The sequence below is a fragment of the Moorena sp. SIO4A1 genome, from assembly GCF_010672065.1.
Taxonomy (GTDB): domain Bacteria; phylum Cyanobacteriota; class Cyanobacteriia; order Cyanobacteriales; family Coleofasciculaceae; genus Moorena.
The window spans coordinates 1-11,544 of record NZ_JAAHHX010000114.1 but is presented as its reverse complement, the minus strand read 5'-3'; the positions used below and the strand labels follow the sequence as shown (position 1 = coordinate 11,544).

Sequence of the window (11,544 nt, the reverse complement as noted above, 5' to 3'; positions counted from 1 at the left end):
GAGTTCGATCGCCTGAATTACTTTTTGGCGCAGGTCTTCGCTGTAAGGAAAAGGCATGACAGAAATCGGACGATAAGTGGAAGGGCTTTTCGTTTTCTTTGTCCTAACTATGATGGCGACTGCTATACCATAGTTTGGTGGCAATTTTTGGCTATCCCACTTCTACCCCCCTGAACGGTTACGTTCATTCTGGTAAACTGGCGTTACTAAAAAGTGAGGAACAACTGAAAAATATAGAAACCCAAATTACTACCCTCCAAGCGGAACTATCTCAGACTAAAAGTCAGATTAAATCCTTGGAATTTCAGTTAAATCAAAGGATGTTAGCTGCTCCGATCGAGGGAATCGTGTTTCAGTCCCCAATCAAAAGTGCCGGGGCTGTGGTGCAACCTGGAGATACTATAGTCGAGATTGCCCCACAGGGGTCTTTCCTTTCCCTGCGGGCGCAGATCGCTATTTCAGAAAGTGGCTCCTTACGGGAAGGAATGGCAGTGAAAATGAAGTTTGATGCTTATCCTTTCCAAGACTATGGGGTAGTAGAAGGAAAGGTAATCAAAATTTACCCAACCTCCAAGGTGACGGAAACGGAGCAGGGTAAAGTGCCTACTTATGACCTAGAAATTAAACTCAATAAAACCTGTATGCCCACACCAAAGGAATGTATTGCTCTCCGCCCAGGGGAGACTGCAACCGCAGAAGTAATTGTCCGCCAGCGTCGGATTATGGATTTAATTCTGGATCCATTTAAGAAGTTGCAGCAGGGGGGTTTGGAACTATAGCGCCTGACTGCCTGACACATCTATGTGAAAACTAGGCTGATCAGGTTCTACACGCTCCATGACCGGATGCGCGAAAACCAGATCTGGTCGTAGTAATCAGACTTGGCTTTATGGCTAGCAAAGCATGGTTGTGGATCTATTGGCAACAATGGTACTGGCGTTAAAAGTAGCCGACCTTTATTGACTACGCCCTTGAGCCAACGCAGACCAATTTTGAGATAGCTGAGGCCTCGAAACCAATGGGGATCTACCTGTCGCCGTAAGCCAACAAGATTGAACAGCCATGCCTTGGGTGGTGGCGTAAAGCAAGGCCACGGCAGCCACGGGCATAAGCCGCTAAGCGTGCAACAGCTGAGCGAATGCGAGAGTCTTCGAGCTTCTTTGGCTCCGGATTTGCTATCTAAAAATAGTTCCTCTACCCTAAAACGGAAACCGTATTGCCACAAAGAAAGTAAGGTGGGAGGCTCATCGGTAATAACGGCCCAGGGCTCGAAGACCCCTTTGACCTTGGCTAATACAAGATTACAACGATGTACTCCATCTTGCCATAGACCAACATTACGATAAAAGACAGCAACTCCATATGGTGGCCACAGATAGCTGACTTCAACGGGATAGCGATGGGGACCATGAAGCAGTACATCACAGGGCAATCGTAGGCAGTAGTGCCAATTGCTAGCTTGTAACCAACTGATCAGATCGTGGTTTGCTTTGCCCCGATGGGCTTTCAACATCACATCAGGATGTTGACTTCATAGCCACTGGCTTTGACGTAACAAGGGTCGATATGTATCGAAGGCTACTGCCGCGCTGTTGTGTTCCAGTACCCGCCATAGGAATGGTACGGCGCGACCACAACAGACCACCGATAGATGAATCATACAGTAGCGATTCCATAAGACTGTGGTATCGAGGGCAAGATATAGACGGTGGGACTGCCAATCTTTTAAGGCGAGTAATACTAGGGGAATATACAGCGACTTCACACAAATGGCGAGTATTGCTCAAAAAGCGGTGCCAAGGCGCGTTCAACACTTTGGGCAAATTTGGCACGACTCGGGACATAAGGCTCCCAGGCCGGTTGGCAAAACTGGCCACTACAGATTAAGGCGCTCACCATCCAAGCTAGAGCTTTGATGTGACGCAGATCGCGGTAGCGGCTGTATTGACGCAAAAAGCTCATTAGTTGATCATGAAATTGGGTAGAGTAAGACATGCTCAAATTGCTAGTTGTGTAATGGCTCTAGCGTCAGCATAACACTCTGCCCTTTTTCTCATAAACCATGTAATTGCGTGCTTTGAGCCACTTGTGTCAGGCAGCCAGGAGTAAGACGTCTTTCTGGCAATTTTTTGAGTTGGTAAAACCTCACAGTTTCGTGTTGCTGGAGGTGTTTATTGCTTCCCTGATGATCCAGATATTTGGTCTGATTACACCGATATTTACCCAGATAATTTTAGACCGAGTGGTGGTGCAACGGAGCACCCTCACCCTAACTGCTGTGGGGTTAGGATTGCTGATGTTTACTCTGTTTCGGGTGGCGATTACCGGGTTGCGGCAATATTTGCTTGACCACACGGCGAATAAGGTAGACCTAGCACTGATTGTGGGGTTTATCAGCCATACCTTGCGATTACCTTTAGGTTTCTTTGAGTCTCGTTTTGTGGGTGATATTACCTCCCGGATTCAGGAAAATCGTAAAATTGAGCGGTTTCTCACGGGTGAGGCGTTATCTATCCTGCTAGATTTACTAACAGTTTTTATCTATGTGGGGTTGATGTTTTGGTACAGTTGGAAGATGGCGCTGCTAATTTTAGTGATTTTACCACCTTTTTTCCTGCTGGCGTTGATTTCTACACCATTTTTAAAACGAATTTCTCGGGAAGGTGCGATTCGTTGACTATAAACCTTACCCTACAAGGGTTTTGGGGGATTAGCCGCCTGGTCTCAGGAAACTGAACCTTGACAACTTGATAACCATGATGGTGAAAATCCATCCCTCGTGAAATCCGAGTGACAGCCCTACCCTGATTCATAAGAAATAACGAACTTACGGATTAATGCAAGGGTCGAACAGTGAAGCGGAACCAATCCAGGGGAAGTTAGTAACAGGCAGAGGACTCATGGGTACGAGAGAAAGGTACGTTTGAATCATCGTTAGAATTACGTGGCGAAATGGATTGACACGCCACAGACAAAAAGTCAATGGAACAGGATTAATTGGTTCTTCCCTCAATTAATGATTTCCCATAATATTCCCGGTGAAAAGTACCACCCTAAAAGTCCATAGAATGGTTATCAGGAACGAATTAACCCCGATATGTACTCTCAGAAAGGTCGAATATTCTGAGTAGGTAGTTAGCCGTATGTCGTACCGGGGGAAGATTGAGTCAGAAGCCAACGCCTAGGGTAATGCCTAGGATACGCTGACGGACTCACGTTGTAGGAAAAGAAATAGTTGTAAGTACCAATAGATATGTCTAAAACCCTGGGCTTCCAGACGGTGGAATGGAATAAAGTCAACTGGCGAAAGTTAGAAAAGACTCTATTTAAGTTGCAAAAGCGAATATTTCGAGCCTCTGAACGTGGTGATGTCCGCGCGATAAGAAAGCTGCAAAAAACTCTGATGAAATCCTGGACAGCAAAAATGATTGCGGTGCGTAGGGTTACACAGGAGAACAAGGGCAAAAAGACTGCCGGAATAGACGGGGTCAAACATCTTAACCAAAGAAGACGCCTCGCCTTAGTAGACTCACTCAAAATCTCCAAAAAGGCACAACCTACTCGTCGGGTCTGGATTCCCAAACCCGGAAGAAAGGAAAAACGCCCATTAGGAATCCCTACCATGTACGACCGCGCATTGCAGGCGCTAACCAAACAGGCATTAGAACCCGAATGGGAAGCGCGTTTTGAACCTAATTCATACGGATTCAGACCAGGACGCTCATGTCACGATGCCATTGAAGCAACATTTAAAAATATCAGCAGAAAACCCAAATGGGTACTAGATGCGGATATTGCCAAATGTTTCGATAAAATCAACCATGATGCACTTCTGAGTAAGTTAAATACTTACCCATCCATCAGACGCTTAATCAAGTCTTGGTTAAAAGCTGGTGTCATGGATAAAGGGATATTCTCTACTACAGAAAAGGGCACCCCACAAGGTGGAGTGATATCTCCTCTTTTGGCCAACATAGCCCTTCACGGAATGGAGGAACGGATTAAACAATTCGCAGAAACTATGAAAGGAAATAAATCCAAGAATAGGAGAGCATTAAGTCTAATCCGATACGCGGATGATTTTGTCATCATGCACAAAGACCAAACCGTGGTAGAAGAATGTCAAAAAATTATCAGCAAATGGTTGAATGACATGGGTTTGGAATTAAAACCAAACAAGACCAAGGTTACTCACACTTTTGACGGATTTGACTTCCTAGGATTCAATATTCGTCAATACAAAGTAGGTAAAAACCAGTCCAAACAAGGGTTTAAAACCATCATCAAACCGTCAAAAGAAAAAGTTCTAGAGCATTATAGGCAGCTCTCAAAAGTCATAGATAAATACAGAGCTGCCCCACAGGAGGCATTAATACGCCAACTGAAACCCATGATACGAGGATGGTGTAACTACTACAGTTCAGTCTGTAGTAAAGAAACCTTGGCCTATGGCCACGCTACGCGAACACTACCTTGGGACACCTGCTATGGAAAAAACTCGCCTTGATGGGGAAAAAGGAGACACCCCAAGAAATCAATAACCTGGGTAATCAAGAAATATTGGGGAACCATCGGAAAGGACAATTGGATGTTCATGACCGGGAAGGAAAACTACCTGCCCTTACATGCCTCGACCAAAATCCTACGGTATAAAAAGGTCAAAGACACTAAAAGCCCATATGATGGAGACCTAATTTACTGGAGCACCAGACTGAGTAAACACCCTCAAGCAACCAGTAGAAAGGTAAAACTTTTGAAAAGACAAAAAGGGAAATGTGCTCATTGTGGTCTCACCTTCAGGGATGGAGATTTGTTGGAAACGCACCATATAATACCGCGCGCACTGGATGGAAGTAACAAGGATGAAAATCTGGAATTACTACACCTTCATTGTCACGATTTTAAGCACGGAAACAAAGTCAACTCGAAACAGTTAGATGAGAATCCGTTCTAGAGGTACCAATGTCAGTGTGTTCCTATAATGAGGAGCCGTATGATGCGAAAGTGTCACGTACGGTTTTGAAGACGAGTTAATGGGGTGACCTATTGGCTTAGTTTAATTATTTCATGCGATCGCAAAAGAAAGCAGTTATCTGATTGAAGTGCTTTCTGGTGTCCGCACTGTCAAATCCACAGCAGTTGAGCAAACCGTACGCTGGCATTGGGAAGAGTTATTAAATAAAGAAGTTAAAACTAACTTTTCTGGGCAAGTGATTAGCAATCGACTCCAGATTTTCAGCAATACGATCGAGGGGTTAGCCACTACCGCACTGCTCTGGTTTGGGGCATGGTTGGTGATTCAAAATCAGCTCACCATTGGGCAATTGGTGGCTTTTAATATGTTGCTGGGTCAAGTGATTACCCCCTGGTTGACTGACAAAAAGTTAAGCACAAATTGGTCAAATGCTTATCAGGAGGGAGATAGCAGGTATTGACAGCAAGTGAGTGGGAGCCAGCATTCTAAAGACAGATACCACTCAAATCCTAGGAATGCTGTGAAAAAAACTCCCGTCTAATCAATGCCCTTAAGACCTGGTTGGGTCAACCCCATGAATGGGCTCACCTGGGTCACCTGACGACCTGTTTATGGATGGTGGTGGCCTTGATCCAAACAGGAGAAGTCAATTTGACCCGTTGGATTCCCGTTCGTCCCGTGGTTCGGCCAATATGCTCAAAGCAAGCAACGTCGGATACAACGTTGGCTTTACAATGCTCGGATTAACATCCATGGCCAAAAGGCCACGCTACGCGAACGGCTGCTACATTCCATTGATTCAAGCAGCTTTGGCGGTAGGACAAGATGACTCTATATATCTGAGGCTTGGAAAGGTCACTGTTCACCGGATCAGTATTGTCTGGTGCGATTGGTTGTGGTGCATCAAGCACGGGCCTTACCTGTGCTAGGCGCGGGTGATGGAACATTAAGCGTGCGTCTGTCTCATTCAACGATTATCGAGCGTCTACTGCAACAAGCCCTTGAACGGAAGCCCTATGGGAGTCAAGGTGGTTTTGCTTGCAGACCGTGGCTTTGTCCACACTGATTTGATCAAAGCGATGACCTGCCAATGGGGATGGCATTATCGGATTCGATTGAAAAAGGACAGTTGGATAAGGCTCGCCGGGAAAGGCTGGTCTCAGCTTAAAGATTTCCATGTTCTACGTGGAGTTGCCCTGTGCTTTCATAACGTCAGGCTGCACAAGGAGCACGCTTTTTGGTCCGGTTCATCTGGTCTGAGGTCGCAACAATGTCAATGGTGATAATGGGCCATTATCAGTGATGAACAGACCACTCTCCAAACATGCGCAAGAATATGGGTTGCGGTTTGATATTGAGGAAAACTTTTTGGATGACCAGTCCAATGGGAGCGAATGTGCAGAAGTCTGAAATTCGTTCAGTGCCTGCCCTATCTCGGTTGTGGTTTATCCTGGCCGTAGCCACTCGTTTGCGTCACCGCTCAAGGTGTTGAGGTTGTAGAAACGGGTAAGCGTCGGTGGGTCGATACTCACTGGTGCGCGGGGTAACAGCTACTTTCGGATTGGTTGGGAGTGGATCAAAGCCTATGCCAGAGAATGGCTGGACACTAATTCGACGGGTGTGTTTCACAACTAATCAAGACCCTGACCCGGTGATAGCTTCGCGAAAACAACATCTGAAACGATTTTATCGGCTGGAATTCAAAATACAAACGTACAAGTATGCTGCTGAATAGTTTTGTCAGTCAACCAGGATTACCCCTTTCCAAAGGCTAACGGTACTGTGGAATGAATTTCAGGAAGTTGTGATTGCCATGGAGCGCATCAATGATGTGCTGGATTACCAACCAGAAGAAGATTTGGTCCATCAAGCACGGCAATCATTACCTGAATTGCGCGGTCACATTCGCTTTGATCAGGTCACCTTCCGCTATCACCCAGAAAGTGATACCAATGTCTTGGAAAATCTTAGTTTTGAGGTAAAACCAGGGCAAATGGTCGCCCTAGTGGGGCGCAGTGGTTCCGGTAAAACCACTATTTCCAAGCTGATGTTGGGGCTGTATCTTCCCTCAGATGGGAAAGTGTTGATTGATGGGCAAGATATCACCAGTCTTTCCTTAGGCTCCTTGCGCCAGCAAATTGGTGTGGTGGATCAAGATACCTTTCTGTTTGGAGGGACAATTCGAGAAAACATCGGTCTGGCTTATCCCTCAGCTAGCTTAGACGAAATTATGGCAGCAGCAAAACTGGCCGGTGCCGATGAATTTATCCAAAAACTGCCCATGGGCTATGAAACCGAGATTGGCGAGGGAGGAGGGATGTTGTCTGGGGGACAGCGACAGCGTTTAGCCATTGCTCGCGCCCTCTTGGGAAATCCCCGCCTATTAATTTTCGATGAAGCCACCTCCCACCTGGATGCGGAATCGGAGCGGATTATTCAGACCAATCTCAATACTATTCTCAAAAACCGCACCACCCTAGTTATTGCTCATCGTCTTTCTACCGTAAGCAAAGCTGACCTGATTTTAGTGCTCGATAGAGGGGTATTGATTGAAAGCGGTACTCACGAAGACTTAATGGCAAAGCGAGGACATTATTTCTATCTGAATCAGCAGCAGTTATAGGGGAGGGAGTAGGGAGTAGGGAGTAGGGAGTAGGGAGTAGGGAATAGGGAACAGGGAATAGGGAACAGGGAACAGGGAACAGGGAACAGGGAGTCGGGAGGAATCGGTAAAGTCCCCCTTATTAAGCTATGCATTAGTCACATCTTTCTTAACATAATGGGACTTGACACCAGAAGTGGTTTTGGGGGAAAGTAGAAGCCAAGTCTGTGCGATATCATGCAGTCGTCGCAGACCCTGCCAAAGGGTTTTCACCCCTGGTTCACCATCTCTATTGCGCGCCAAAAAACCACCCAACTGGGCTATCCAACGCACACAAGTCCTCAAATTAGGGGGGACCTCAGGTGGGGAGGGTGTTTGATGAATAGTGCAGTAAAGCGCTTGCCACTCATGGGTTTCTAGTACCGTATCCCCAGGAGTATCAGGGTGGGTTAGAGCCAAGTAAGTCATCCACAACAAGCGCCAAGCCACAATGGTGTAAGTGGCTAAAGCTCGGTGGATCCGGTCGGCAGTTTCCAGTTGCAGTTGTTCGAGGCGACAACCGCTCTTGAGGACATAATGATAGCGTTCAATCAACCAACGATAAGAGTACCAACGCAAACATTGCACCACATCCTCAAAGCCAGTAACCTCTAAGGTAGTCAAGAGTAACCAACGAACTGGTTCCACACCGGGTGGTGGGTTTTCTTCTTCTGCTTTTATTACCTGTAGGCGGATTGGTTGGAGGCGCTCCCGTTCGGGATGAGTAGCTGGTGGTTGTAACTCAATGGTTGTAGTACGTAGGCGTCTAGTAGCAAGACGGGCAAGGCGTTCTGGATTTCGTCTGAGTTCTAAGGTCAGCTGACCACAAGGCATTACTTTTCCAATTGCTTGCTCAAGACGTTGGAGTTGTTGGTCAAAAGAGGTAGGGAAAGACTGTACGGTTGTGCATCGCTCGTATCAGAAACTCCGAGGAAGGGCGGCGCGGCAGCATGAACAACTCATAGATGTCAGCAACGCGCACAGCCACTGTGACAACGGTAATTTGATCTCGAATCAGACTCTGGGTAGCATCCAAGGCAGTTAACCAACGCTGGCTCTCTTTTTGCTGAGATGGGTTTTTTGTGTCGTTGATGCTTCGAACCCAACTCAGCGATATCCCTAGCCCAGACTTGTTGATGTAATACACCATTAGGCACACCATTACTTGTACTACAAAATACTGAGTGAATTTTTAAGCCTCTTGCCTTAGCATTGTCCAAGTAACCCATACCCCTCTTCCCTGGATGATGAGTGAAATTGAGTTCTGTTGTGTCTTGAATGGCCATGACAATAGACTCAAGTTTTACTCGTTTTAATGTACGGCGTTGGTGAGCTGATGCGATCGCTTCCGGTTTGATGTAAGGTGATGCGCCAAAACTTATAGGCAGCCTGGGTCGCAGCTAAGTTTCCCGAAGCTTGCGGCACACTGGCATTCGGTTGGGCTGCCAAATCGCGCTCCTATCCGCATCAACCGTTTTTTGCGACGTACATCCCCTAATTCAGCATCTTGCAGCTCTTCTACTGCCCAAGCTTTCATTTAAGTCCCTCCGAGTTGAGAATTTTTCGTGGCTCTGTCAGTTTACTCACGAACATTGGATCATCCCTGAGTTCGTCAGCAAGTAATAGCGTACGCCAAGCTACCCCAAATGCAGAATTCTTCTGTATTACATTATGAAGTACCCAATGGAGGTTGAATGGAAGAACAAAAACTCAACACGGATATGGATTAAGTAATATCAAGTAATTCCACCTTGCCTCACGTCCCATCAGCTCTCTGGATTGTTAAGAAAGATGTGACTAATGCATAGCTTATTAAGGGGGATTTAGGGGGATCAACACCCTTAACAACATCCCCAAGGCTCGATCCTCCCCAGCCCTGCCTCAGCTGAGTTAATTTACCGTAATTTTTTTCATCCTTTAGCCAACAATCCAAAATACTGCTATGGCTGACAATCATCATACATTAAATGGACATAGTCCTACTCAAACTATTCCAGATCAGCGTCGCTATGAGGAGTTACTCACCCAAGAAACGACGTCTCAACCTAGGAATGATCAACCACTCCAGGGTCATGACTGGTCTTATGCTACTAAGGAACTGCTGGATACATTACCCCAGGTTTGGACAAGGGGATTACTGTATTTTTTGATAGTATTTATCGGTATTGCTTTACCTTGGGCGATATTCTCGAAGGTGGATGAGACGGGAAAAGCCAGAGGAAGATTGGAACCTACGGGGGAAACTATCAAACTTGATGCTCCCGTAGCAGGAACGGTAGCAGCAATTAAGGTCAAAGAAGGGGAATTGGTAACGGCTGGTCAAACCTTACTAGAACTGGAATCAGAGTTAGTTAGCACTGAACTTCAGCAGGAACAAAAAAAATTAGAAGGGCAACAGAATCGCCTGAATCAATTAGAGGTGCTCAAAAACCAATTGATACTGGCTCTGCGTACCCAGGAGCAACAAAACCAAGCTCAAGAGTTGGAAAAACAGGCGCAAGTCGAGCAAGCACGGCAGAATCTGGAAGCGTTCAAGTTCGCCTACAGTTTACAAAAACAAGAACTATTGGCACAAATAGAGCAGGCACGAGGGGCGATAGACTCTAGCAAGGTTGCCTATGAATTAGAAAGCATTCGTTTAGAAAGTGCTGAAGAAAGAATTCCCCGTTACCAACAAGCTTATGAAGAGGGGGTTTTGTCCAAAGAACGCTTTTTAGAGGTTGAACAGTCAGCCAAAGAAGCCCAGAAAACTATCATCAGAACTGAATTAGAAATAAAACAAGCTCAGTCTCGTCTGAAAGAACAACAAGGTACTTATGAAAAGACGATTCATCAAGCATAGGCTGATATTAAACAAGCTCGCCTGCGCTTGCAAGAGCAAGAACGGAGTTATAAAACTTTAGTTCATTCGTAAGCGTTCAGGGGTGACAAAAAGTAAGCGTTCAGGGGGTAGAAGAGCCCTCGCCAAAAATGGTAGCGAGAATATGCGTGCGGTAAGGAACATGGAACAGCAGCGCCCAAACATGAGCGAGCAAGTCCCCTGGTCAGATTGGGAAGAAACTCCAGCCAGTGTCAAAAAACTGGTAGAGGGAATGGCGCAGCAAATTGAAAATTTAGAAAAACAACTCACAGATATATCGGCAGTTCAGCAACAGCTATTAGAAAAAACCCGACGGACATCAAAGAACTCATCATCGCCTCCTTCCTTTGACCCACCAGGGCTGGAAAAAAAACCACAGAAAAACAAAAGTAAGAGAAAACGAGGAGGTCAACCAGGTCATGATGGGCATAGTCGAGACTTGTATCCAATCGAGCGGTGTAACCAGATCATTGACCATCATCCAAGCAAATGCTCCTGTTGTGGGAAAAGACTAAGGGTCGAAGATCAAAACCCCTATCGCCACCAAATAGTAGAGATTCCACCGATTGAACCGATCGTGATCGAGCATCGTTTACACTCGTTGAAGTGTGGGCAATGTCAGAGATCAACCAGGGCTAAATTGCCAGAGGAGGTCAACAGGAGTGGATACGGAGTACGAGTAGTAGCAATGGTGGCACTACTGAGGGTCGTTTACCGCAATAGTCAACGCCAGGTGCAAAGTGCTCTAGCGATGCAGCGCGGTCTTGGGGGTTTCCCCCACTCGCTATTGCATCAAGACGCTGACTTGTTTGAGAAAACCATGTCATTAGGAACGGTAAACAAACTCCGGCAAGAAGCAAGCGATGCAGTGGCAAGCAGTGTTGAGGATGCCAAACTTTATGTCCAACACTCTTTGGTGGTAGGAGCAGCCCGTTTCGAGCTATAGCAGTCGCCATCATAGTTAGGACAAAGAAAACGAAAAGCCCTTCCACTTATCGTCCGATTTCTGTCATGCCTTTTCCTTACAGCGAAGACCTGCGCCAAAAAGTAATTCAGGCGATCGAACTC

At 46.2% G+C, this 11,544-nt stretch carries 15 protein-coding genes and 1 pseudogene; 10 read left to right on the top strand and 6 right to left on the bottom strand.

What is annotated here, in order from left to right:
• Positions 1 to 137 precede the first annotated feature (137 nt).
• Positions 138 to 779, top strand: a complete 642-nt coding sequence (locus F6K53_RS33860; RefSeq protein WP_293030598.1) for an HlyD family efflux transporter periplasmic adaptor subunit — start codon at positions 138 to 140, stop codon at positions 777 to 779.
• 47 nt (positions 780 to 826) lie between these two features.
• On the opposite strand, the gene F6K53_RS33855 is transcribed toward F6K53_RS33860, so the two are convergent.
• Genes F6K53_RS33855 through F6K53_RS33845 form a run of 3 tightly spaced genes read right to left on the bottom strand, consistent with a single transcriptional unit; the run spans position 827 to position 1,995 of the window.
• A complete protein-coding gene (locus F6K53_RS33855; protein WP_293030601.1) occupies positions 827 to 1,513 on the bottom strand; it encodes a hypothetical protein in 687 nt (228 codons plus the stop codon).
• Positions 1,514 to 1,531: 18 nt separating this feature from the next.
• Positions 1,532 to 1,765: a hypothetical protein gene (locus F6K53_RS33850; protein ID WP_293030604.1), complete on the bottom strand. Its 234-nt coding sequence runs from the start codon at positions 1,763 to 1,765 to the stop codon at positions 1,532 to 1,534.
• Positions 1,762 to 1,995, bottom strand: coding sequence for a hypothetical protein (locus tag F6K53_RS33845; RefSeq protein ID WP_293030607.1), 234 nt, complete (start codon positions 1,993 to 1,995; stop codon positions 1,762 to 1,764). Before F6K53_RS33845 ends, F6K53_RS33850 begins: the two co-directional genes overlap by 4 nt.
• Positions 1,996 to 2,068: 73 nt before the next feature.
• Here F6K53_RS33845 and F6K53_RS33840 point away from each other — a divergent pair, with 73 nt between their 5' ends.
• The 6 genes from F6K53_RS33840 to F6K53_RS33825 all read left to right on the top strand — a co-directional run bounded on the left by F6K53_RS33840 (position 2,069) and on the right by F6K53_RS33825 (position 5,904).
• Positions 2,069 to 2,677 carry an ABC transporter transmembrane domain-containing protein gene (locus F6K53_RS33840; protein WP_293030610.1) on the top strand — a complete coding sequence of 203 codons (609 nt, stop codon included), beginning with the start codon at positions 2,069 to 2,071 and terminating at the stop codon, positions 2,675 to 2,677.
• Between the two features lie 576 nt (positions 2,678 to 3,253).
• Positions 3,254 to 4,507, top strand: a complete 1,254-nt coding sequence (gene ltrA, locus F6K53_RS33835; protein WP_364304462.1) for a group II intron reverse transcriptase/maturase — start codon at positions 3,254 to 3,256, stop codon at positions 4,505 to 4,507.
• Positions 4,507 to 4,653 carry a hypothetical protein gene (locus F6K53_RS46140; protein WP_364304470.1) on the top strand — a complete coding sequence of 49 codons (147 nt, stop codon included), beginning with the start codon at positions 4,507 to 4,509 and terminating at the stop codon, positions 4,651 to 4,653. The genes ltrA and F6K53_RS46140 overlap by 1 nt, the downstream gene beginning before the upstream one ends.
• Positions 4,589 to 4,954, top strand: coding sequence for an HNH endonuclease (locus F6K53_RS46135; RefSeq protein ID WP_364304460.1), 366 nt, complete (start codon positions 4,589 to 4,591; stop codon positions 4,952 to 4,954). Before F6K53_RS46140 ends, F6K53_RS46135 begins: the two co-directional genes overlap by 65 nt.
• A 118-nt stretch (positions 4,955 to 5,072) precedes the next feature.
• Positions 5,073 to 5,435, top strand: a complete 363-nt coding sequence (locus tag F6K53_RS33830; RefSeq protein WP_293029990.1) for an ABC transporter transmembrane domain-containing protein — start codon at positions 5,073 to 5,075, stop codon at positions 5,433 to 5,435.
• 118 nt (positions 5,436 to 5,553) lie between these two features.
• Positions 5,554 to 5,904: a hypothetical protein gene (locus F6K53_RS33825; protein WP_293029973.1), complete on the top strand. Its 351-nt coding sequence runs from the start codon at positions 5,554 to 5,556 to the stop codon at positions 5,902 to 5,904.
• A 544-nt stretch (positions 5,905 to 6,448) separates the two neighbouring features.
• Here F6K53_RS33825 and F6K53_RS33820 read toward each other — a convergent pair.
• The gene (locus tag F6K53_RS33820) at positions 6,449 to 6,604 is read right to left on the bottom strand and encodes a hypothetical protein (protein ID WP_293029976.1); all 156 of its coding nucleotides are present in this window, start codon (positions 6,602 to 6,604) and stop codon (positions 6,449 to 6,451) included.
• A 184-nt stretch (positions 6,605 to 6,788) separates the two neighbouring features.
• Between F6K53_RS33820 and F6K53_RS33815 the strand changes: the two genes are divergently transcribed.
• Positions 6,789 to 7,598 carry an ATP-binding cassette domain-containing protein gene (locus tag F6K53_RS33815; protein WP_293029979.1) on the top strand — a complete coding sequence of 270 codons (810 nt, stop codon included), beginning with the start codon at positions 6,789 to 6,791 and terminating at the stop codon, positions 7,596 to 7,598.
• On the opposite strand, the gene F6K53_RS33810 is transcribed toward F6K53_RS33815, so the two are convergent.
• On the bottom strand, positions 7,583 to 7,732 hold the full coding sequence (locus F6K53_RS33810; protein ID WP_293029981.1) for a hypothetical protein: 150 nt from the start codon (positions 7,730 to 7,732) through the stop codon (positions 7,583 to 7,585). The two genes, F6K53_RS33815 and F6K53_RS33810, sit on opposite strands and share 16 nt — an antisense overlap.
• Positions 7,725 to 9,153, bottom strand: a pseudogene (locus F6K53_RS33805) (IS4 family transposase). The gene F6K53_RS33810 and the pseudogene F6K53_RS33805 overlap by 8 nt, the downstream one beginning before the upstream one ends.
• 405 nt (positions 9,154 to 9,558) lie before the next feature.
• Between F6K53_RS33805 and F6K53_RS33800 the strand changes: the two are divergent.
• Together F6K53_RS33800 and F6K53_RS33795 are read left to right on the top strand one after the other, a co-directional pair.
• The gene (locus F6K53_RS33800; protein ID WP_293029984.1) at positions 9,559 to 10,458 is read left to right on the top strand and encodes a biotin/lipoyl-binding protein; all 900 of its coding nucleotides are present in this window, start codon (positions 9,559 to 9,561) and stop codon (positions 10,456 to 10,458) included.
• Positions 10,459 to 10,618: 160 nt separating this feature from the next.
• On the top strand, positions 10,619 to 11,422 hold the full coding sequence (locus tag F6K53_RS33795) for a DUF6444 domain-containing protein (RefSeq protein WP_293029987.1): 804 nt from the start codon (positions 10,619 to 10,621) through the stop codon (positions 11,420 to 11,422).
• The last annotated feature ends 122 nt before the right edge of the window (positions 11,423 to 11,544 follow it).